We start from the raw sequence: 22894 nt of genomic DNA on the forward strand, positions 1-22894 counted from the left end.
ACTTCAAAAGCATCACCCACCAACAAAACGTCATCCTCGAGTGCTTCTCTGGGCCGGCGCACTGGTCGGGATTCCCTTAGAGCTCAATAAACTCAAATATAACAAAAGCTTGCCAACAACTTATCAGTACGTCATTCTATATTCATAGTTGAAAATAGATTCATAAACGCCCCTTAAAGCGCATTTAAAGGAGCGGACATAAGGATATGTTAATGAAACACAAGATGAGACAAGGCTTTACCCTCATCGAACTGATTGTCGTAATTGTAATTCTAGGCGTACTGGCGGTAGTCGCAGCGCCACGATTTATTAATCTGCAATCAGACGCACGTATAGCGACGTTGGATGGTATCGATAGTGCATTGGATTCTGCGATAACTCAGGTCCAATCAAAGGCCTATATCGAAGGACTGACAGCAGAGCCCACAATACCTGATGATCAGAATGACTATATTATCGATTTTGGTTTTGGGTCAGTAGAAATTGATTGGGGAACACTCTGTCCTGAAAGTCGTGGTGAATCAGGTGATGCCCTTACCGTTATCGACTTTTTGACCTTAGATACGAGTATCGACGTTACCTATGATATTGGAAATAGACACACAGTGATTGGTTTTGATTATCCATTTCAGGAAAGTGATTTAAACAGTAGGAACTACACCGACTCTGATCTCCCTGATGGCTGCTACGTCATCTATGATTCATTCGGTGGTCGCACTGGGAATAATCGAACCTGCCCTGAAGGTGGCTGTATCTGTACAGTGAGAGTAGTCGATACTGAGTGCTAAACCATCTAAACGACAGTGCCTCTTATCGCACAAACCAAAGCCTTGCACCATCTAAGATTCCGGCTCAAGGCCGGAATGACGTTTAGAGCAGGATAGATATAAGAGATTGAGATATTGAGGCAAAGGTTGAAATACTCTCAACCCCGTCATTCCCGAAGTCTTTTATCGGGAATCTAAAGTCGCACTAGCCCAACCAATTACTCTTATGATCCTTCCTTCTTCACTTTCTTCCTACGACACCGCTCCGAGCAATAAAGCACTTCATCCCAACATCGCTCCCACTTCTTGCGCCAGACAAAAGGTAGGCCGCAGGAGCGGCATACCTTAGAGGGAAGGTCCTTTTTCGCTATCCGCTTACTCACAGCTTCTTAATGTAAAGGTCTTTAGAGTAAATACGCCCTTCAGCATTGTGCTTGGGAACGCCGCCGACATTCGGTCGTACTAAGCGCGCTTGCATAAAGTAATAGATCGGAGCGATAGGCATATCTGTGGCTAGGATAGATTCAGCTTGGTCATACAACGCACTTCGCTTTGTCTCGTCTGTTTCGGTTTGCGCTTTATCCTGCACCGCGTCGTATTCAGGGTTTGCATAGAAGGCAAAGTTTCTGTCGTTGTCTGAGGTAAACAAGCTTAAGAAGGTTGAGGCCTCGTTATAATCCCCGCACCAAGAGGCGCGCAGTACATCAAACTCCCCGGCCTTGCGCGCGTCCAGATAAGATTTCCACTCTTGGTTCTCTAAGGTGACATTCACTCCTAGCGTCTTATGCCACATAGAGGCAATACCCACCGCAATACTTTTGTGACTCTCTGAGGTGTTGTATAAAAGGTTAAGTGTGAGAGGGTTTGATTCGTCATAGCCCGCCTCCTTCATCAGCGCTGCCGCTTTTTCGTCACGCTCTTTTTGAGTTAAGTTCGCATAATCTGGTTTTGTCGCATTAAAGCCTGCAACGTCTTTGTGAGCAAAGGTATAGGCTGGAAGGTGACCGCTATTGGTGATGCCTGTAGTCACCACATCGCGCATGATGCTGTAAGACAAGGCTTGCCTGACCTTAGGGTCTTTAAGGGCTTCGCGCTGTGTATTAAACGCGTAGTAGTAAGTGCACAACAAAGGCGCTACTTGATACGCATCTGGAAGGTCTTTAGCCAGCTTGGTGGCCATTTGCGCCGGCACATCGGAGGTAATATCCACCTCTCCGCTACGATAACGATTATAAGCCGCCATTTGGCTTTCAAACGGGATATAGGTGACTTTATCTAATCGTGTATCCTTGCTATCCCAGTAATTTGGATTGCGCTTAAGCGTGATTTTTTCATTCACCACCCACTCGTCTAAGACAAATGCCCCATTGGATACCAAGTTTCCTGGCCTTGCCCATGAATCAGGATTGGCCTCCACACTCGCTTTATGAATCGGCATCATAACGGTATGACCGGTCATCGCTAAAAAGTATGGCACTGGCTTAGATAAGGTGATCTTAAGAGTGTGGTCATCCAACGCTTCCACGCCGAGACTATCAGGAGACTTCTTCCCCTCAATAATATCTTCAGCATTGAGCATTTCGGTCAGCTTCAGATACCAAGCATTCGGTGATGCAGTGTTAGGGTCAACCGCTTTACGAAGGCTATAGACGAAATCGTCAGCCGTGACAGGGTCACCATTAGACCACTTGGCGTTCTTCCGAAGATAGAAGGTAAACTCTTGATTGTTTTCATTGTCCCAGCGCTCAGCGGCACCTGGAATGACGTTGCCATCGGCATCTTGAATAACCAAGCCCTCAAAAAGATCGCGAACCACGTGCATCTCTGGTAGCCCTTCCGCTTTAATTGGGTTTAGGGTGGCTACTTCGGCATCATTGGCGCGCACTAGCTCTTGGCTAGACGCAAGCGTTACATTTTGAGGCAATGGATTTGCCAACACTTGAGATGAAAATTGGCTAGCGATGAGTACTGAGGTCGCGAGTACGCTAAGTGAAGGCAGGGTCATGAAATATCCTTATCTGCGAAATAATCTACCGTGACTTCAATTGTTACATAACTCTTTGAAATTACGATACGAATAATTCTTTTGATATCACACTATTTACACCCGGTGCCCATTTCCCTTTAAAAACAGATCCACACAACTTTCAATGTAGGCTGCACGCTGTTCGGGGGTTTCACCACTATCCTCCCCCAAATTTGCCCAATACACAGCTCTACCATGAAACAGTAACAGCAATTGCATAGCGCCGTCCTCTGCTGATCCTTGAAGAGACAACTCACCTGCATCTACTTTTTTAGAGAGATAATTGCTCAACACGCGATTGGTCATTTTGGGGCCGGATTCAAGATAAAGCGCCGCTAGATCTGGATGCAATTCCAGTTGGCTAATGGCATTGCGAAAGGTTTGCTGCACCCCTTTATCCAGCAACATATTTTGAAAGCGAACACCAAACTCAAGTAGCACATCCCTAACCGGAGCGTCGGTATTAAACGCGTTTTCATCAATACGGTTACTCACACACTTAGACTGTATGCAGGTTTCAAACAACACATCTTTGGTTTTGAAATGGGCATACACCGTTTGTTTTGAGACGTTAGCGGCCTTAGATATGGCATCCATACTCACCCCATAACCGTGCTCCGCAAACAACTTTCCTGCCGCTTGAAGAATTTGATCTCTTTTACGCTCACTTCTGCTAACCATGTCTTCTCTCAAATACTCAACATTTTTTACAAATATAACCCAATCAAACTGGACAGTCTAGTTTGATTGGGTTTTAATAGACTCATAAACGTTGCATCAAGGATGTCTGTCATGTTGTACACATCAAAATTCAAAGTCGTTTCACTATTGTCATTGTCAGTAGCGATCAGTGGCTGTTTTGATTCAAAGGCCCAACAAGAAGAGTACGTACAAACCGTCTCTGTTCAAACCTATACCCTTCAGCAAAGCGAGCAATATCAAGTAGAGCGCGAGTATGTAGGTACCGTTCAGGCAGGACAAAAAGCACGTCTTGGATTTGAGTTTGCAGGAAAAGTGTCCAGCATATTGGTCGATGTAGGGGATAAGGTCGACAGAGGTACTCCTCTAATCACCCTTGATACTCAGTTACTAGAGACCGAGGCTAGGCAGTTAAGAGCACAGCGAAATGAAATACGCGCCCAGTTAAACTTGGTGGATGCTAACCTCAAAAGGCAGCAGTCGCTCAAATCAAAAGGGTTTAGTGCTGAAGCGGAAATTGATGCGCTCAACAGCCAAAAAGGCGTGCTGCAAGCGAATACCGTCAGGCTCAACGCTGTCATTCAGGCAAACAGTCTTAAACAAACCAAGTCGACAATTAAGGCGCCCTACTCCGGTACGGTCAGCAGACGCCACGTTTCTCTCGGTGATGTGGTCAATGCCGGCTCCCCCACACTGACTCTACTATCAGAAAATGACAAAGAAGCCTTCATCGGCATCCCAACCATACAATTGCGTAAAGTCAGCCAGATATCCGACCCGAAGATTCGTATTGGTAGGAATCAATATGACGCCAAGTTGATCAACCCTGGTGGAACTGTCGATCTTAACTCTCGCAGTATTGGTCTGCGCTACCTTCTGCCCGACACCGCGCGAGTGCTGGATGGGCAACTGGCTTATCTGACCTACACCGAGAACATCCCTGAAGCTGGCTTCTGGATTCCGAATACAGCATTAACTGATGGGATTCGCGGCGTATGGAACGTGTTTGTCCTAACCCAAGACAACGTTATTGAGAGACGCAGTATTCAGGTGCTATTTGCCGACAATGAGCAAGCGTATGTAGCGGGTGCTATCTCTGAGGGTGAGCGCATTGTTGAAAACGGACTTCACCGCGTCGTACCGGGTCAAGTCGTCTCACCTAAGCAGGGCTAAGGATAGAATATGAAACTTATCAATATCATATCCAACACCCGGTTACTTGTGCTGATGACCGCATTTTTGTTGGTCAGTGGCTTCTCTGCGCTGAATACCTTGCCAAGAGCGGAAGACCCAATCATCAGCAATCGCTTTGCCAACGTCACCACCACCTTCCCTGGTGCCAGTGCTGAGCGTGTTGAGGCGCTAGTAACCGAAGTGGTTGAGAACAAACTGCGTGAACTCAGTGAGGTAAAGCTGCTTTCGTCGACCTCTCGCCCCGGCGTTTCTATCATTACCATTGAACTTAACGATGACATTACCCAGCCGGACGCTATATGGTCCAAGGCCCGCGACAAACTCTCTGACGTCACCCCTTTTCTTCCAGACGGCACTTTAGCGCCAGAGCTTGATAGCGACCACACCTACGCCTTTACTCTTATCGCTTCACTCATTTGGCAAGGTGAAGGGGAAAGTGACCTACTGACTTTAGGTCGATATTCAAAAGAGCTAGCCTCACGTTTGCGCTCAGTCTCCGGTACAGAGTTTGTTGACGAATATGGCATGCCACAAGAGGAGGTACTAGTCAGCCTTGATACCAACAGCGTGGTCGCCATGGGCGGCTCTAGTGCCAGCATCGCCGATAGCCTTGATGGGGCAGACGCAAAGAACTCAGCCGGTGAACTGGTCAACGGTAACTCACGCTTTGGTCTAGAAATCGCCTCTGATCTCGACTCCCTTGAACGCATCCGCCAAGTGCCTATCTCTATTGACGAACAAGGGCACATGGTGCGCCTTGGTGATATCGCTACGGTCGAGCGAACCCAAAAGACCCCTGCTGATGAAATCGCCGTGATAGGTGGAGCGCCTGGCGTTATAGTCGCCGCACGCATGCAATCACATCTTCGCGTGGACAAGTGGACGCCTCGCGCAGAGGCCCTCATTGAGCAGTATCAAACAGAGCTACCGAGCAACATTAAGGTCAATATCCTCTTTAATCAGCAAGGGTATACCGAATCGCGACTATCGGAATTAAGCGGTAGCTTGCTGCTCGGTTTTAGCATTATCTTGGTGGTGCTGCTGCTCACACTCGGCTTTAGAGCTGCAATTATGGTGGCAATCGCTCTTCCTTTAACTTCTATGCTCACCTTGGTATTGATGAAGTTTACAGGAATCCCTATCAATCAGATGTCCGTCACAGGCCTGATTGTGGCATTGGGCATAATGGTCGATAACGCCGTAGTGATGGTGGATACTATTCAGACCTACCGACTGCAAGGTAAGGCGAAACTCGAATCAGCACTTAAGGCGATTGAACACCTTTGGGTGCCGTTATTAGGCTCCACTCTAACTACAGTTTTGGCCTTTGCACCTATCTTCTTAATGCCTGGCGCGAGTGGCGAATTCGTTGGTGCTATCGCCATTACGGTATCCTTCTCTCTAGTGGGTTCATACCTTATTTCTCACACTATCATTGCCGGGTTCGCCGCGCAGATATTACCGAGTCATACATCGTCGAATCGCTGGTATCAAACTGGGGTACATTTTCCTGCGCTCACTCTAGCTTTTTCTAAAACTGTGGCGTTTGCCATTCGCCGTCCGCTCATCGCCATTGCCTTGGTAATTACTGTTCCCATTGGCGGATACCTGAGTATGTCGCAATTGACAGAGCAGTTCTTCCCGCCATCAGACAGAGATATGTTTGAGGTGCAAGTGTACCTATCGCCTCAAGCGAGCATCTACGCCACCGAACAAGCCACAAAGAAAGTGGACGCCATCATTCGAGAATATGAGGGAGTCGAGCAAGTCAATTGGCTACTCGGGGCTAACTTCCCTTCTTTCTATTACAACCTGCAAGCCTCGCAAAGCAAAGCCCCCTACTTTGGGCAAGCGATGGTGAAGATGGATACCTTCCAGTCGGCGAACGATGCAATTCCAAAGCTGCAACGTCAGCTCAGCCAAAGCATACCCAACGCACAGATTTTAGTGCGCAAGTTAGAGCAAGGCCCTCCGTTCAAAGCGCCCATTGAACTGCGTATTTACGGAGAAAACCTAGATAGACTAAAAATGATTGGCGAAGATATCAGGCTGATATTGGCCAATACCAATCACGTCACCCACACCAGAGAAACATTACAACCGGGCACGCCAAAGGTTTGGCTTGATGTTGATGAAGACACCGCAAAGCTAAATAACCTTGCGTTAAGTGACTTTGCCGACCTTCTACAAGCGACCTTAGTGGGCAGAGAAAGTGGCAGCATCATAGAAGCGAGTGAATCTATTCCAGTGCGCGTGCGCGTGGGTGATTCGGATAGAGAAAATATTACTCACTTGAGTAATTTACGACTGCCTGTTGTTTCAGAGATGTACACCACAGGCATCAGTATCTCGACAATTGCCGAGCTTAAGCTCACGCCAAGCCGTGGCGCAATCCCAAGGCGTGATGGACAGCGCGTGAATACCATTGAAGGCTATCTCGAATCTGGCGTTTTGCCACAAACCGTGCTCAATGACTTTCAAAAAGCGCTAGAGAGTTATTCTTTACCGACAGGCTATCGTATGGAGTTTGGCGGCGAATCAGCGGAGCGCGATGAGTCCGTTAACAGCTTGATTGCCAACCTGTCGATGGTGATCACCTTAATGATCTTGGTGGTCGTCATTTCCTTTAATTCATTTAGGTTAAGCGGAATCATCTTTGCCGTTGCCGGCCTTGCAGCAGGCCTTGGGATACTGTCGGTATTCCTCTTCGACTACCCGTTTGGCTTTACCGTTATTATCGCCATGCTCGGCATTGTCGGTTTAGCTATTAACGCCGCCATCGTCATACTAGCGGAGCTAAAAGCAAGCCCAGAAGCGTGCGCAGGCGACAAAGAGGCAATACTAACGGCTGTAATGAGTTGTACTAGGCACATAACCTCAACCACCATCACTACCGTGGGAGGCTTTACCCCTCTCATTATTGGTGGCGGAGGCTTCTGGCCCCCATTTGCGGTCGCCATCGCCGGAGGCACAACACTGACAACGCTTATTTCCTTCTACTTCGTGCCAGCAATGTTTAAGTTGATGGCGAAAAAACCGAAAGCCGAGCCAGTGATGTCATCCTGATGAAAATCAGGATCTTAGTGAGTGCCAAAGGCCAGCTTTAGCAACCCCTAAGATACTGGATAAACACTGCGTGTTTTCCAGTATGACGATGTGCGCCACAAATATGACGAGTCCAGAACGTCATCCTGATGAAAATCAGGATCTTAGAGAGTGCCAAAGGTCAGCTCTAGCAACTCCCAAGATACTGGATAAACACTGCGTGTTTTCCAGTATGACGATGTGCGCCACAAATATGACGAGTCCAGAACGTCATCCTGATGAAAATCAGGATCTTAGAAAATGCCAAAAGTCAGCTTTAGCACCCCCCAAGATACTGGATAAACACTGCGTGTTTTCCAGTTTGACGTCATTACTCCTTTATCCCGCTCCACCACCCAAATGTTACAAATAAATCTAAATTGTTAACGAAGATCACTACAGAAAGCTAAAAAAGCACCAATGCAAACGATTATCCACTAGACATTGAGATTTATCCTTTTATGCTATGTGCTGCTTACCTTTAATTACAATTACTCACAAGAGGTCAGCAAACCCAAGAAAAGCGTTTAAGCCAGCGTCTTATAACTTATAAAAACCCTGGGAGCGGCTTTCTCATCCCAGTTATATGGATATATTATGCAAAACACATTCATCGCCCGTATGGCCAAGGGTAACCTTGTCCTGCAAATCTTAGTCGGTATCGTTGCCGGCGCCCTTTTAGCCGTTGCTTCTCCTTCTGCCGCCACCAGCGCAGGACTACTAGGTAGTCTGTTTGTTGGTGCTCTAAAGGCCGTTGCTCCTATTTTGGTATTTATCTTGGTGGCTGCCTCTATTGCCAACCAGAAGAAAAACCAACATACCTACATGCGTCCGATCGTCATCCTGTATTTAATTGGTACCTTTTTAGCTGCGATCACCGCCGTTCTACTTAGCTTTGCATTCCCAACGACGCTAACCCTAGTTGACAGTGCAACAGGTGCGACACCTCCTCAAGGGATTGCAGAAGTTCTACACACGCTTCTATTTAAGATCGTCGACAACCCAGTACACGCTCTGATGGATGCTAACTACATTGGTATTCTTGCTTGGGGTATCGGTCTAGGTCTTGCGCTTCACCACGCTTCTGACACAACGAAAGCGGTTTTTGAAGACCTTAGCCACGGCGTATCGCAAATTGTTCGCTTTATTATCCGCCTAGCCCCATTTGGTATCTTCGGTTTGGTTGCTGCAACATTTGCAACAACAGGCTTTAGTGCACTTCTTGGCTATGCAAACCTACTGTTTGTTCTACTAAGTGCAATGGCGATCATCGCGCTAGTGGTTAACCCAATCATTGTTTGGGTTAAAACTAAGCAAAACCCATACCCGCTAGTACTTCAGTGTCTACGTGAAAGTGGTGTGACTGCGTTCTTCACCCGTTCAAGTGCAGCGAATATTCCAGTCAACATGGCACTGTGTGAGAAACTAAAACTAGACGAAGATACTTACTCTGTATCTATCCCACTAGGCGCAACCATCAACATGGGTGGCGCAGCAATCACAATCACAGTACTAACGCTTGCAGCAGTGCATACGCTAGGCATTGAAGTAGATATCCTATCGGCTATCCTACTTAGCCTTATCGCTGCAGTTTCTGCATGTGGTGCATCAGGTGTTGCGGGCGGTTCACTACTGCTTATTCCTCTAGCATGTAGCCTATTTGGTATTCCAAACGAAGTGGCAATGCAGGTTGTTGCGGTGGGCTTCATCATCGGCGTAATTCAAGATTCTGCTGAAACAGCCCTAAACAGCTCAACAGACGTAGTATTCACTGCTGCAGTTTGTCGCGCTGAACACGCTAAAGAACAAGTTTAACCAATCACAGCGCTAATGCTGAGTTAGCACGCTTTATTGGATTAAGTGATTGAAAGTCTGATTTTGATACTCTATCAAAGTCAGGCTTTTTATTTTTATAGTTAGGGTCTGTTGACCTTTTGCGATTAAATTTTGCTCGACCAGAAGTCATTTAATCAAGGCGAGGGACTTGCCGCCTAGTCATCTAAGCAAAAGTCGCTCAACGATGAGTAAATGAGTTCTGGACGAGCCCTTCGGGTAGCGCTTTGTTGGGCATTTCTACCGCGTTAGTCACTTTTCATGTGGAACCACCACACCTAAAAGCGACTGCCTTGTATTAATACCCAACAAATCGCTACAAAAATAACCTCAAAAGGTCAACAGACCCTAGTACGTCAATCATAAAAGTAAAATGCCTAAAGTGAGTATTAGGAGCGAGGGTGCCCTCTCGACACTACCTTAGAAAGAAGGCTATTTTTGATTTTGTGCTCTAGCAAAGAAAAGTGAATCCCTCTAATCGCTCCTTCCAATTTCCAAAGCAAATTAATGCTCAGATCTAAGCCGTAGATTTGTTGTAGCCTTTTAAAAGACTCACTTGATCCTGCTTGCTTTAACTCTGCAATATCAATAATGCCTACTCTCGCCAGCATTCTCTCAATACTGAGCTGTAGGTTAGGTAAGTCTCGAATTCGATCATGACAATTGCATTTGATCTTATCTTGCTTCGCAATCTCAATAGATCGAAAAAACAGCAATTGAACTCGAGCTCTCTCTTGTGCATGCATGTCAGTAATGTCGTAGTACTGGACCTTGGCACAGCCTATTCGTTTTTGATATTGATACTGTTCGCATCCCCAATCAATGAGCTCTTCTGTGAGCGTTTGACCTCCTCTTAAGAACGCCTTGTTATCATCGACCAGTAAAAACATGGCATCGTTAACAAAATAGCCCGTCCCCCCAAACATAGGACGTGTACAAAGTCCTTCAAAGCGTTCAATATCATCAATTACAGCCTTAATTCCATCTATAGCCACAACACAATTCTCCATAAGTTCCATCTCACTACCGTACGTAAATACACAAAGAATGCTTATGCAAACGGTACCTTATAATTTTTGCGGGCAGGCATACGGTTGTCGAGTAAACGCTAGTATTATTGCAATGATGAAAAGTACTACTTGCTGCGAGCTAGATCGCACCCAACATTCACACAAGAAATTGTATTATTTGAAAAAAATCATGGTTAAAGAGAACAATAGTTATTCGTCTCTTGAATAAGCTTGGTGTAAGCTAGTCCATCTTCGAAAGGATTCATGCAAGGCCAGATGATTCTCTTGCATATAGACATTAAGAGCCCCAGTAACATATGTTTTCAGGATTATTATTCATTTTCATACCCCTTATTGTTGGGTATCTGATTTCAGTCAAAAACTCCCGTATTCTCGATAAGATCAATCAGTTCTGCTCGCATACTGTGTTATTCATCCTATTCCTTATGGGTCTGAGTATTGCGGGGATGGATAACCTTGGCGGCAACATCAAGCAGATTCTGACTGTCACCGCATGCTTTTTTGTCAGCATGAGTGTATTCAACTTAATCGCCCTACCCTTTATCGATGCAAAATTGCCACTGGCAGTTGATGGAAAGCAGAATAAATTACCATTGCTGCAAATGGCATCAGAGTCACTAAAGTTGGTCGTAGTGGTCGCTCTTGGGGTCATTATCGGTCTGGTTTTTCCAGGCTATTGGTCGTGGGTGCATGCGGCGAGTGAGTGGACCTTGTTTGTACTGCTGTTCTTAATTGGTATCCAGCTTAGAAACAGTGGCCTGACGCTTCGTGAAATTATCATCAACAAACACGGACTGATCATCGCAGGCGTTATTGTCATTACATCATGGCTAGGCGGTATTGTTTCGGCTCTGTTATTGGACTTACCCCTTAGTCAGGGACTGGCTATGGCGTCTGGCTTTGGCTGGTACTCATTAACTGGCATCCTGATCACCGATAATTATGGGCCTTTGTATGGCAGTGCCTCTCTAATCGTCGAGTTATTAAGAGAGTTAGTAGCGCTTATTTTCATTCCCATGCTAATAAAAACTCGCCCTTGCACTGCCATTGGTTACGCAGGTGCGACTGCTATGGATTTTACCTTGCCAGTAATACAACAAACCGGCGGAATTCGCTGTGTACCTGTTGCTATCGTGAGCGGTTTTATCCTTAGTCTGCTTGTTCCTATCTTGATCCTGACCTTTTCGGGATTGGGAATGTAAAGATAAGGCGCGATCGCTCACATTCAATCATTGAACGCTTTGGTAATTGATATGAGATTTGCTAGATTAGCCACACTACACTCGTAGGGTCTATCAACCTAGGGAATAATAAGATGAACAAAACGCTGGTTTTACTGTTGTCAGCCTTGCCAACTTTTGCATTTGCAGCAAACACGGAATGTCAGATCGAAAAATACGACACCTACATCGATGCCTCAATCAACTGGTATCAAGATCTTGCCACTATGACGAGTCAAGATTCACCAGAGCTTAAAGAAGTGAGTGAGTGGTTTCTTGAGGGCCGTAAAAAGCACTTTGAATTAAATCGTGCTGCTGTACATACCTTTCTAGAGTCGCAACCCAACAAAGTCTCTACTGAATTAGACGTTGAGTCCTGGTTACAGCTCTCCCAAAGCGATATTAAAGAACTAGCCACTCGTGATGATGAATTAGGCAACATCGCTAAACAAAGCTTCGAATATCGTCAAGCGAAGTCACACCCACAGAACTATGAATTCCGCTCTGCTCTTGCTGATCTACTCAGTCATCCAAACAAGATCCAAGGCGCTCTCGATTCATATAACCAGTCAATTCAAGACGTTGTCGCTATGGACTGTAAATCTTAGTCACTCATTGACGCTGTTTATAAAAGCAACACATAAAAAATAATGCGAGACTTTGCTTCATTTATTTATTACATTGTCTCGCAATTTCAGCAACACAAACGCATTCAATATGGTTTCACAGGACAAAACAGCGAAAGTTGATTTCGAAAGCTTACTCAGAATATTTACTGTTCCGGAAGGGCCAGAATCTACACTGACTCAAATCGAAGACAGGCTTTCACTAAACCTGAATGAATTCCTAAAAGAGCATATCGTTGCTGAGGAAAAGCCTCTTCGAGAAATCGAGAAAGACTTCAATGATTCCCTGTTGCCTGAGTCACCAACTTTCGTCTCAGAGCACACTCAGCACTTGCTAGACACTCTAGTGTCTCACTCTGTACACACCTCATCGCCAAGCTTTATTGGCCATATGACGTCAGCACTGCCTTATTTCTTGATGCCACTATCAAAGATCATGATTGCGCTGAATCAAAACCTGGTGAAAATCGAAACCTCCAAAGCCTTCACGCCATTAGAGCGTCAAGTCTTGGGTATGTTGCATAGTCTCATTTATGCACAAACCGATGACTTCTACTCACAATGGATGCATAGCGCGCAACACTCCCTTGGGGCATTTTGCTCTGGTGGCACTATCGCGAACATCACCGCTTTATGGGTGGCAAGAAACAATGCGTTCCCTGCTGACGGCGAATTCAAAGGTATTGAGCAGCAAGGCATTTTCAAGGCGCTTAAGCACTATGGGTATGAAGGCATTGCGATACTTGTATCAGAGCGTGGCCACTATTCACTGAAGAAAGCCGCCGACGTTTTGGGTATTGGCAGAGAAAGCCTGATTGCCGTCAAGACTAATGAGAACAACAAGATCTGTCTCGATGATTTAGAGGCGAAACTGGTTGAGCTTGAAGAAAGCCGCATTAAAACCATCGCAGTCGTCGGGATAGCCGGTACCACAGAAACCGGTAACATTGATCCGTTAGAAGATATCGCCAAGCAATGCCAAAAGCACCAATGTCACTTCCATGTTGATGCTGCATGGGGCGGCGCGACTCTGATGTCCAATAAACACCGTCACATGCTTGCGGGCATTGAACTTGCCGATTCTGTCACCATTGATGCGCACAAACAGTTGTACATCCCAATGGGCGCTGGCATGGTTCTGTTTAAAGACCCTCACGCCATGGCAAGTGTTGAGCATCACGCGGCCTATATTCTGCGAAAAGGCTCGAAAGACCTTGGTAGTCATTCCCTTGAAGGCTCTCGCTCGGGTATGGCCATGCTGGTGTACTCAAGCATGCACATTATCAGCCGACCAGGGTATGAGTTGTTAATCAATGAAGGTCTAGACAAGGCGCAATACTTTGCAGATTTAGTCAGTCAGCAGGACGATTTTGAGTTAATCACCGACCCTGAGTTATGTTTGCTCACGTATCGATATATCCCAGCGCGTGTTCGTTTGGCACTAGAAAAGGCCAGCGGCAAGAGTAAGCACAAGCTAAACGAATTACTGAATGGTTTGACACAATTTATCCAGAAGCGTCAACGTGAAAATGGTTTGTCATTTGTATCGCGTACTACACTCACGCCAAAGCAATGGGATAGCATGACCACTATCGTCTTTAGAGTGGTATTAGCAAACCCATTGACCACCCACGATATACTCAACAGTGTTCTCAATGAACAGCGTGAGATCGCTAAGATGGCGCCATCGCTAAACAAACAGATAGATGCCCTCGTCAGCACTATCGAATCTGAGTTGTAATTTTTTTACTCACAAATTAAATAGCCGCTAAATATTGCACAATTTAGTGGCTAAATACGGGTAATTTACGGCTTCAAGTTTGAAGTTTGTCATATTCTAACGCATTACTTGTCATTAAATTTCGGTTTTGTTACACCGCTAGAACATAACGGTATATACTGATTTCATTCGTTTTTTCGCGCCCGTCGGTCTCATTATTGAGTTCACGCATTCAAATTATTCAATAAGCCAACTTCATGAATACTTTAGAAAAAGTACAAAAAAATTTAGAGAACTTCAGTAAGTCCGAAAGAAAGGTTGCTGAAGTAATAATGGCTAACCCCCAAACGGCAATTCACTCCAGTATCGCAACTTTAGCCAAGCTGGCTGATGTCAGCGAGCCAACAGTGAACCGTTTTTGCCGTCGTTTAGACACTAAGGGATTTCCAGATTTTAAATTGCACTTGGCGCAAAGCCTAGCGAATGGCACTCCCTACGTTAGCCGAAACGTTGAAGAAAACGATGGCCCTGATGCCTACACTCATAAGATTTTTGAGTCGACCATGGCCTGCCTTGATGTGGCAAAAAACAGTTTAGATGCGCAACAAGTCAACCGAGCTGTCGACTTACTCACTCAAGCAAAACGCATCTCATTTTACGGACAAGGCGCCTCTTCTGCCGTTGCAAAAGATGCTCAAAACAAATTTATTCGCTTCAATATCCCAATCACCTGCTTTGACGATCCTGTTATGCAGCGCATGAGCTGTATCAATAGTACTGACAATGACGTGGTAGTTTTAATTTCTCACACAGGCAGAACCAAAAGCCTGATCGAAATTGCGCACCTAGCCCGAGACAATGGCGCAACGGTTATTGCCATAACATCAAAGAACTCTCCACTGGATAAAGCAGCATCACTGACTATCACCCTAGATATATCAGAAGATACCGATGTGTACATGCCAATGGCGAGCCGTGTCGTTCAAATGACGATCATCGATGTGTTGGCTACCGGCTTTACATTGCGACGTGGTAGTAGCTTCAGAGACAACCTAAAACGTGTAAAAGAAGCACTGCGTGAGTCGCGCTTCGGTAAAGACGAACAGTTTTAATTCCAAGACAATCATAAAAAATGCGCGATTTATCGCGCATTTTTTATCTCAGCAAGACTCAAACCATTTCCGGTAAATCGTCACCCTGCTCTCTTCTGTCCTGCCTATTATCTTGTCTATGGTCACAGGCACACACTTGATTTAACACCTCAACCAATCGGTCCTGAGTTAGCGGCAATGGATTTCCCTTAATTGCCACAGATTTCAAGGCATCCTCTGCAATTGAATCGAACGACACGTCGCATATTCCATAGTGAGACAAGGTCGGCAACTCGAGCTTATCCAACATGCTATTGACCCAATGTATGCCATCATCCATATGCGCGTCATCATTCTCCGTAACAAACTGAGCGATCTTACGGTAACGCGTCAGAAGATCGTTGCGCCCACTTTGTTTAGCCGCTCGCATATTCTCGTTCATCACGAATGGGGCCAGTCTTGCGGTGATTACACTGTGGGGTGCTCTTATCTTGCCTCCCAAAGCAGAAGCTAAGCCATGAGCCGCACCTAGTTTTGCATTGGTAATTGCCATTCCACCCAACATGGCGGCAAATGAGAGATCCGAACGTGCTCTTGGGTTGTCTTGACGACATCCAGCAATAATAGAGCGGGCTAAGCGCCTAAGGCCTTCTTCACAAATCATATCGGTCAACGGATTAGGCTCCCCGCAAACATACGCTTCCATCAGATGAGTAAACGCATCCATAGCGCCTCGCCCTGAAGTTTGTGCATCAGTGCCATAGGTTAATGTTGGGTCAACAATGGCAACGTTAGGCAGCATCTCCGGACTGCGAAGGCTTACTTTTACCTTGTCCTGGCCTGACTTTAGTACGGCATTTTTAGTGACTTCCGCCCCTGTACTGGCTGTCGTTGGAATGGCAATCATAGGAAGAGGGGCCGCTTTAATTGGCACATTTCGCCCCACGACCTCCACATAGTCGTACAGATCCCCATTATTAGTCACCATTGCTGCTAGCGCTTTCCCCATATCAATCACGCTGCCCCCGCCAATAGCCACCACCATATCTGGCTTGAAGCGGCGCGCAACAACAGCGGACTCCTCGACCATAGTAATATTGGGTTCGTTGCTCACGGAAATATGTTGATAGCGCATTGACTGGCTTTTTAGATAACGGGTAATCATTTGCGAGCGAGAGAGATCCTTCCCTGTCACTAGCAAAACGCTATAACCAAATTGATTAAGGATTGAGAGCGATGATTGAAGAGCCCCCTCGCCGAATACGATCCTTGATGTAGTCATAAACTGAAACATAGAAACATCCTCTGTTAGTCTCTAGGGTAAGCATTAGCATGCACCCTAATGGGTACTAATTTATTGATTTACTTCAATCAAATTTTTCATAAAGACCTACAAACAGTTTACATTACATATCAGATCACACTTCGTTCGATATCTAGTTTTGATTAAACCGTCACCGCTTAGTTTTGATAGGTGCTTCCTATCACAGTAACAGGTAATTTATTCTTTATTTCAGCGAAGGGTTGAGGCATAGTTTCTGCAACGGAAAAGGAGAATTTTATGTTTGTAGTTATTTTTGGTCGTCCAGGCTGCCCATTCTGCGTTCGCGCAAAAGACATTGCTGAAGAGCTTAAAGAGAAGCGTGAAGATTTTAACTATCGTTACGTTGATATCCATGCAGAAGGCATTTCGAAAGCAGACCTAGAGAAGACTGTTGGTAAACCTGTAGAAACAGTACCTCAGATCTTTATCGACCAAGACCACGTTGGTGGTTGCACAGAATTTGAAGCTTACGCGAAAGAGAACCTAGAGCTTTACGCTTAAGTAAATTGGCTTAATTAACAAGCTAAAGTACACATTAATCCCCAATAACTGTTATTCAGATATTGGGGATTTTTTTGTGTGCAAAAAACAACCTTACCGCTTGCATTGCAAACAATTTCAGTGCGATTTTTTCTCTGGATAATTTTTGATAGGCAAAAATGGAAAGTTACTTTCCAGCACATGATCCACGTGCTATTTATTCCAATTAACCTCTACAAAACAACAACTTAATCACTAAATGTGCATATTTAATGCAATTTACGGTCATTGATGTGATGCCTTCATCCCTGTATACCTAACTGCGTTCATACTAAAAATACTATATACAGACACAACTATGACTACTCAAAAAAACATCTTAGGCCATCCGCGCGGCCTATTTCTCCTATTTAGCACCGAGCTATGGGAACGATTCTCTTATTACGCAATGCGTGCCATCCTTGTTCTTTATCTTACAGACACCACGCTTAACGGCGGTCTTGGTTGGAGCACTAAGGAAGCACTTGATCTTTACGGTATCTATACTGGCCTAGTTTATATTACTCCTCTTATTGGTGGCTGGATTGCAGATAACTTCTTAGGACAACGCAAGTCCGTTCTTATTGGTGGTGTGTTAATGGCCCTCGGCCAATTTTCATTAGCGCTCCCTAACCATGCGTTTGGACTTAATATTCATACCACGTTCTATTTTGGTCTAACGCTACTTATCTTGGGTAACGGTCTATTTAAGCCAAACATCTCGACTATGGTTGGCGACCTTTATGAAGAAGGTGATAACCGTCGTGATGGTGCATTTACCATCTTCTACATGGGCATCAACCTTGGCGCGCTTATCGCCGGTGTTGTTGCAGGTAGTGTGGCTAACTCTTACGGTTGGAACGCAGGCTTTCTTGTGGCGGGCATCGGTATGGTGCTGAGTGTGGTACTTCAGGTAAGCCTTAGCAATTCTTGGCTAGGCAAAATCGGCACTGTTCCTGCAGCTAAACTGGCTCAGCAAAAAAACAGCAACAAGCAGAAAGCACCATTGACCAAACAAGAAACTGATCGCCTAAAAGTGATCATGGTACTGGGTCTATTCGTTATCGTGTTCTGGGCAGGTTTTGAGCAAGCTGGCGGCTTGATGAACATCTACACCCAGCAATACACTGACCGTATGTTAGGTAGCTTTGAAGTTCCTGCAGCTTGGTTCCAATCTTTAAACCCGTTCTTCATCATGCTACTCGCACCACTATTGGCTGCGGTATGGGTGAAACTGGGTAAACGTGAGCCTAGCTCGCCAGTGAAATTTGCTCTAGCGCTGTTCTTCCTAGCGGTTGGCTTCTTGTTCATGGTAGGCGCAGTACTTCAACAAGGTGGCGATGAGACAGTAAAAACCTCAATGTTTTGGTTGGTCGGCGCGTTCTTCTTCCATACCTTAGGTGAGCTGTGTATCTCTCCAATTGGTCTTTCTATGGTGACCAAACTGGCTCCGCTTCGCCTAGCATCATTGCTAATGGGTGCGTGGTTTGGTTTCAACGCCATTGCGAACTACGTAGCGGGCTTCATTGGCTCTCACGTAGGCGACTACGGCGCTATGTCTATCTTTGGTGGCATTGCAGTAGCGGCAACCGTCTCTGGCATTATTCTACTGTTCATGTCGAACACGCTAGTTAAATGGATGCACGGTGCGGAAAGCAAGCCGGACACTACAGAAGATAAAGTGCACGACGCACAAACTCTTCATGCATAATCGATAACGTCTAAGGGTCGCATTTAGCGACCCTTTTTTATCGAAAGACCCAACGGGCGCTAAGTAGATAATTGCTCACTAGGCCCGCCGCAACACCGCACACGAACGCAATAACATGGGTAATGGGGTTTTCCCCAAGGAAAAGCAGTAAGCCTTTAAACACCATCAGGTTTGGCAGCATTGAGATACAAGCCGAGAGAAAGAAACGCTTCCATTGACCAAAACGATCTGAGGTACTCTTGAATGTATACAAGCGATTGCCGAGCCAAGTCGTGGTGGCAGCGACAATGAATGAAAGTACTCTCGATAACATGGTGGGTAAGCCAAACCCGTAAACCAATATCGAAAATACTAAAATATCCACCACAAAACCTACGGCGCCGACTTTAGCAAAACGCAAAAAGCGTCCGTTTTTCATTCCATACCTTTATATAAATTCGTATTAATGTGAACAAATCATCTTGGTTTAAGCGTCAAATAACACTAAGATGACCGACTTTTGCTGATTCGACTTGCCCTATAATGATCGCTAAGCACACCTATGAAACTTGATACTAGTCCAGTTACACAACATATCTTTCGCGACCACTGTTTTTATTTAAAACGCGATGACCAACTACATCAACATTTTTCTGGCAATAAAGCTAGAAAATTCATGCGGTTGTTACAAGATGACTATGCTGGCATTGATACCCTTATCGGTTACGGTTCCATACAAGCCAACTCTCTCTACTCTTTGGCTGCGCTGTGTAAAATCAAAAAATGGAAGCTGGAGTTCTACGTTCAGCGCATTCCGCAGTGGCTTAAAGACAACCCTCGAGGCAACTACCGAGGCGCTCTCGAACTTGGCGCTAATATCATAGAATGTGACAGCGCCTTCTCAGAAGGTATTCATCCTGCTGATTACATTCGAGACGTCAGACAACCAGAGGTAAATTGTCTGGTGATCCCCGAAGGCGGGCGCTCTTACCTGTCAGAAGAAGGCATTAAAGGGCTAGCGAGCGAATTACTCACTTGGACTCGCTATCGCCCCAATCAAAAATTTGCTATCGCCCTTCCCTCTGGCACTGGCACGACCGCGTTCTATCTACACAAACACCTCAAGCGACATGAAATCCCAGTGCTGACCTGCGCCTGCGTGGGGGGTAACGAGTATCTTCACTCTCAATGGCAAGAACTCGGTGGCAAGGACTTTCCTACCGTATTGTCTGCTAATTACAAGCATCACTTTGGCAAGTTGTATGAAAGTGAATTCCGCATTTGGCAGAAACTAGAGAAAATCACCAACGTCGAGTTTGACCTTTTGTATGACCCTTACATGTGGAATTGCCTACTGCCATGGATGGACGAGAATCCAGACATCAAGGTACTGTATGTTCACCAAGGTGGCATTTTGGGCAATGAAACCATGCTACCCAGATACTTACGTAAGTTCGACGTTCAACCCGCTTAAAGAGTCGTGAGATAGGTCGCAGAATCGCAATAAGATAGCGACCTATTGACACTAAATCACCGTCCTTTCCTCTCAATTTGTTACATTTAGCGCGTTTATCACTCTTTTGGCGTGGAGCGCACAATGAGAACATCAATCAAACCAATTTCACTGGCCGTTTTAGGTGGCATGCTAGCAATGGCTGGCCCTGCTATGGCAGACACAATCAAGCTTCGTATTATCGAAACGACCGACATTCATACCAACGTAATGGACTATGACTACTACAAAGATTCTCCATCACAGAAAATCGGTCTGACACGTGCAGCGACTCTAGTAAAAGAAGCGCGCGCCGAAGTAAATAACAGTGTATTGGTTGACAATGGTGACCTGATCCAAGGCAGTCCAATGGGCGACTACATGGCTTCTAAAGGCATCAAAATGGGTGAAGTACACCCTGTCTACAAGGCTATGAACCAGCTTGATTACGATGTGGGTAACATCGGCAACCACGAATTCAACTACGGCCTTGAGTTTCTATTTGAAACCATCAACGATGCCAAATTCCCTTATATCAGTGCCAACGTGTTTGACAAAAAAACCGGCGAGCACCTGTTTAAGCCCTACATCATCAAGGAGCATACCTTTACTGACGTAGACGGCGAGTCTCATAAAGTAAAAGTGGGCTACATCGGCTTCGTACCACCGCAAATCATGGTATGGGACAAGAAGAACCTAGAAGGCCGTGTTTACGCGGAAGACATCAAAGAAACCGCTGAAAAGATGGTCCCTCAGATGAAGAAAGAAGGCGCTGATATCATTGTCGCGATCCCTCACTCTGGCGTATCTCAAGACCCGTACAAACAAGGCGCAGAAAACTCCACATACTACCTATCAGAAGTTGAAGGTATTGATGCTATCGCCTTTGGCCACTCTCACGCAGTATTCCCAGGCAAAGGCTTTGATAACATCCAAGGCATCGATAACGAGAAAGGTACAATCAACGGTGTAACCGCTGTTATGCCAGGTCGCTGGGGCAGCCACGTGGGTGTTATGGACTTAACTCTGGCACAAAAAGACGGCAAATGGGTAGTGACTGACGGTCAGTCTGAGGCTCGTCCTATCTTTGATACGGCGAACAACAAGTCACTGGCAGAGCCTGATGCTGGTATTGTTAAAGCACTAGAAGAAGATCATAAAGGCACGCGTGAGTTTGTTAACCAACCGATTGGTAAAGCAAACGACGTGATGTACAGCTTCCTTGCTCTTGTACAAGACGATCCAACCATTCAGATTGTTAATCTTGCACAAAAAGATTACGTTGAGCGCTTTATTCAAGGTGACCCTGATCTAGACGGCACACCTGTACTTTCCGCCGCTGCACCATTTAAAGTAGGTGGCCGTAAGAACGATCCTGCTAACTTCACCGAAGTAGAATCAGGCCAGCTAACCTTCCGTAACGCAGCTGACTTGTACCTATACCCGAACACGCTCGTAGCGCTTAAGGTAACAGGCAATGAAGTAAAAGAGTGGCTTGAGTGTAGCGCCGGTCAATTCAACCAAATCGATGTGAACAGCACTGAGCCGCAAGGACTTATCGACTGGGATAACTTCAGAACGTACAATTTTGACGTGATTGATGGCGTTGAATACCAAATCGATGTGACCCAGCCTGCTAAGTACGATGCAAGCTGTAAGGTGATCAACCCAGAGTCTGAGCGTATTGTTGGCCTAACCTATCAAGGTAAAGCAATCGATATGAAGCAAGACTTCATCATCGCCACCAACAACTACCGTGCCTACAGCAACAGCTTCCCAGGTACAGGTCCTGACTTTATCGCGTTCGATTCACCAGATGAAAACCGCACTATCGTTGCTAACTACATCTCACAAGTAAGTGCAGACAAAGGTGAAGTAACCCCAAGCGCAGACAACAACTGGCGCTTCGCTCCTGTTAAAACCGCCACCAAACTTGATGTCCGCTTTGAAACCTCACCAAGTGAAAAAGCAGCGCAGTTCATCAAGGACAAGGGTCAATACCCTATGAAACAAGTTGCGACTGATGAAAGTGGGTTTGCTTTGTATCAGATTGATCTTACTAAGTAGGGTTAGTTTAAAGGGAAAGTAGTCGAACAAACGTCATTCTGGAAAACTCGAAGAGTTTATCCAGAATCTTGGTGAGTGCATGGCTAAGGTTTGTGTGGTCTAAGGTTCAGCTGAGACGGCGGGATATTGGAGCGCACAATACGTAGTTTTGCATGACCTAAGATTCCGGCTAAGAGCCCGCCGGAATGACGGTAATTTGGGGCCATGTTTAATTATTATCGGCATCCCAGAAATACATAAGAAATCACGTCATGCTCGAGTGCTTTTCTGGGCCAGCACACTGGTCGAGCATCTGATTTGTATCAGGTTGATCTTACTAAGTAGCGTTAATTTAAAATGCAAGTAGTCAAAAAAACGTCATTCTGGAAAACTCGGAGAGTTTATCCAGAATCTTGGGGAGTGCATGGCTAAGGTTTGTGTGGTCTAAGGTTCAGCTGAGACAGCGGGATATTGGAGCGCACAATACGTAGTTTTGCATGACCTAAGATTCCGCTGTACCGGCAACCCGGCT

At 45.7% G+C, this 22894-nt stretch carries 18 protein-coding genes; 12 read left to right on the forward strand and 6 right to left on the reverse strand.

Annotated features, from left to right (window positions below; all coding sequences use genetic code 11):
- Positions 1-212 precede the first annotated feature (212 nt).
- Complete coding sequence (locus A6E01_RS07325; RefSeq protein WP_017028493.1) at positions 213-788, forward strand: prepilin-type N-terminal cleavage/methylation domain-containing protein; 576 nt, start codon at positions 213-215, stop codon at positions 786-788.
- Positions 789-991: 203 nt separating this feature from the next.
- On the opposite strand, the gene A6E01_RS20910 is transcribed toward A6E01_RS07325, so the two are convergent.
- From A6E01_RS20910 to A6E01_RS07335, 3 genes are all read right to left on the reverse strand, one after another.
- Positions 992-1138 carry a DUF2256 domain-containing protein gene (locus tag A6E01_RS20910; protein ID WP_198589104.1) on the reverse strand — a complete coding sequence of 49 codons (147 nt, stop codon included), beginning with the start codon at positions 1136-1138 and terminating at the stop codon, positions 992-994.
- A gap of 8 nt (positions 1139-1146) precedes the next feature.
- Positions 1147-2772 (reverse strand): peptide ABC transporter substrate-binding protein, encoded by a 1626-nt coding sequence (locus A6E01_RS07330; protein WP_065209946.1) that lies wholly within the window; start codon positions 2770-2772, stop codon positions 1147-1149.
- A gap of 96 nt (positions 2773-2868) precedes the next feature.
- Positions 2869-3474, reverse strand: a complete 606-nt coding sequence (locus tag A6E01_RS07335; RefSeq protein ID WP_017028495.1) for a TetR/AcrR family transcriptional regulator — start codon at positions 3472-3474, stop codon at positions 2869-2871.
- A 111-nt stretch (positions 3475-3585) separates the two neighbouring features.
- Between A6E01_RS07335 and A6E01_RS07340 the strand changes: the two genes are divergently transcribed.
- The 3 genes from A6E01_RS07340 to sstT all read left to right on the forward strand — a co-directional run bounded on the left by A6E01_RS07340 (position 3586) and on the right by sstT (position 9585).
- Positions 3586-4665, forward strand: a complete 1080-nt coding sequence (locus tag A6E01_RS07340) for an efflux RND transporter periplasmic adaptor subunit (protein ID WP_065209947.1) — start codon at positions 3586-3588, stop codon at positions 4663-4665.
- 9 nt (positions 4666-4674) lie between these two features.
- Complete coding sequence (locus A6E01_RS07345) at positions 4675-7752, forward strand: efflux RND transporter permease subunit (RefSeq protein WP_065209948.1); 3078 nt, start codon at positions 4675-4677, stop codon at positions 7750-7752.
- A gap of 615 nt (positions 7753-8367) precedes the next feature.
- Positions 8368-9585, forward strand: a complete 1218-nt coding sequence (sstT, locus tag A6E01_RS07350; protein ID WP_017242741.1) for a serine/threonine transporter SstT — start codon at positions 8368-8370, stop codon at positions 9583-9585.
- 407 nt (positions 9586-9992) lie between these two features.
- On the opposite strand, the gene A6E01_RS07355 is transcribed toward sstT, so the two are convergent.
- A complete protein-coding gene (locus A6E01_RS07355; RefSeq protein WP_237334458.1) occupies positions 9993-10598 on the reverse strand; it encodes a TfoX/Sxy family DNA transformation protein in 606 nt (201 codons plus the stop codon).
- Between the two features lie 332 nt (positions 10599-10930).
- Between A6E01_RS07355 and A6E01_RS07360 the strand changes: the two genes are divergently transcribed.
- The 4 genes from A6E01_RS07360 (at position 10931) to A6E01_RS07375 (ending at position 15312) form a co-directional block, all read left to right on the forward strand.
- A complete protein-coding gene (locus A6E01_RS07360) occupies positions 10931-11836 on the forward strand; it encodes a LysO family transporter (RefSeq protein ID WP_026026183.1) in 906 nt (301 codons plus the stop codon).
- A 113-nt stretch (positions 11837-11949) separates the two neighbouring features.
- On the forward strand, positions 11950-12462 hold the full coding sequence (locus A6E01_RS07365) for a hypothetical protein (RefSeq protein ID WP_017028796.1): 513 nt from the start codon (positions 11950-11952) through the stop codon (positions 12460-12462).
- 109 nt (positions 12463-12571) lie between these two features.
- On the forward strand, positions 12572-14221 hold the full coding sequence (panP, locus tag A6E01_RS07370; protein ID WP_065209949.1) for a pyridoxal-dependent aspartate 1-decarboxylase PanP: 1650 nt from the start codon (positions 12572-12574) through the stop codon (positions 14219-14221).
- Between the two features lie 236 nt (positions 14222-14457).
- Positions 14458-15312 carry a MurR/RpiR family transcriptional regulator gene (locus tag A6E01_RS07375; RefSeq protein WP_017028798.1) on the forward strand — a complete coding sequence of 285 codons (855 nt, stop codon included), beginning with the start codon at positions 14458-14460 and terminating at the stop codon, positions 15310-15312.
- A 58-nt stretch (positions 15313-15370) separates the two neighbouring features.
- Here A6E01_RS07375 and A6E01_RS07380 read toward each other — a convergent pair whose 3' ends face one another.
- Positions 15371-16585: an iron-containing alcohol dehydrogenase gene (locus A6E01_RS07380; protein WP_017030506.1), complete on the reverse strand. Its 1215-nt coding sequence runs from the start codon at positions 16583-16585 to the stop codon at positions 15371-15373.
- Positions 16586-16852: 267 nt separating this feature from the next.
- On the opposite strand from A6E01_RS07380, the gene A6E01_RS07385 reads away from it, so the two are divergent.
- Together A6E01_RS07385 and A6E01_RS07390 are read left to right on the forward strand one after the other, a co-directional pair.
- Complete coding sequence (locus A6E01_RS07385) at positions 16853-17116, forward strand: GrxA family glutaredoxin (RefSeq protein WP_017028800.1); 264 nt, start codon at positions 16853-16855, stop codon at positions 17114-17116.
- Between the two features lie 337 nt (positions 17117-17453).
- Entirely contained in the window at positions 17454-18845 is a 1392-nt protein-coding gene (locus A6E01_RS07390) for a peptide MFS transporter (RefSeq protein ID WP_065209950.1), read from the forward strand.
- A gap of 37 nt (positions 18846-18882) precedes the next feature.
- On the opposite strand, the gene A6E01_RS07395 is transcribed toward A6E01_RS07390, so the two are convergent.
- Positions 18883-19263, reverse strand: coding sequence for a GtrA family protein (locus A6E01_RS07395; protein WP_065209951.1), 381 nt, complete (start codon positions 19261-19263; stop codon positions 18883-18885).
- A gap of 123 nt (positions 19264-19386) precedes the next feature.
- Here A6E01_RS07395 and A6E01_RS07400 point away from each other — a divergent pair, with 123 nt between their 5' ends.
- Positions 19387-20298, forward strand: coding sequence for a 1-aminocyclopropane-1-carboxylate deaminase/D-cysteine desulfhydrase (locus A6E01_RS07400; RefSeq protein ID WP_065209952.1), 912 nt, complete (start codon positions 19387-19389; stop codon positions 20296-20298).
- A 123-nt stretch (positions 20299-20421) separates the two neighbouring features.
- Positions 20422-22383, forward strand: a complete 1962-nt coding sequence (gene cpdB / locus A6E01_RS07405) for a 2',3'-cyclic-nucleotide 2'-phosphodiesterase (protein WP_065209953.1) — start codon at positions 20422-20424, stop codon at positions 22381-22383.
- Positions 22384-22894 lie beyond the last annotated feature (511 nt).

The sequence above is a fragment of the Vibrio breoganii genome (assembly GCF_001677275.1).
Lineage (GTDB): Bacteria > Pseudomonadota > Gammaproteobacteria > Enterobacterales > Vibrionaceae > Vibrio > Vibrio breoganii.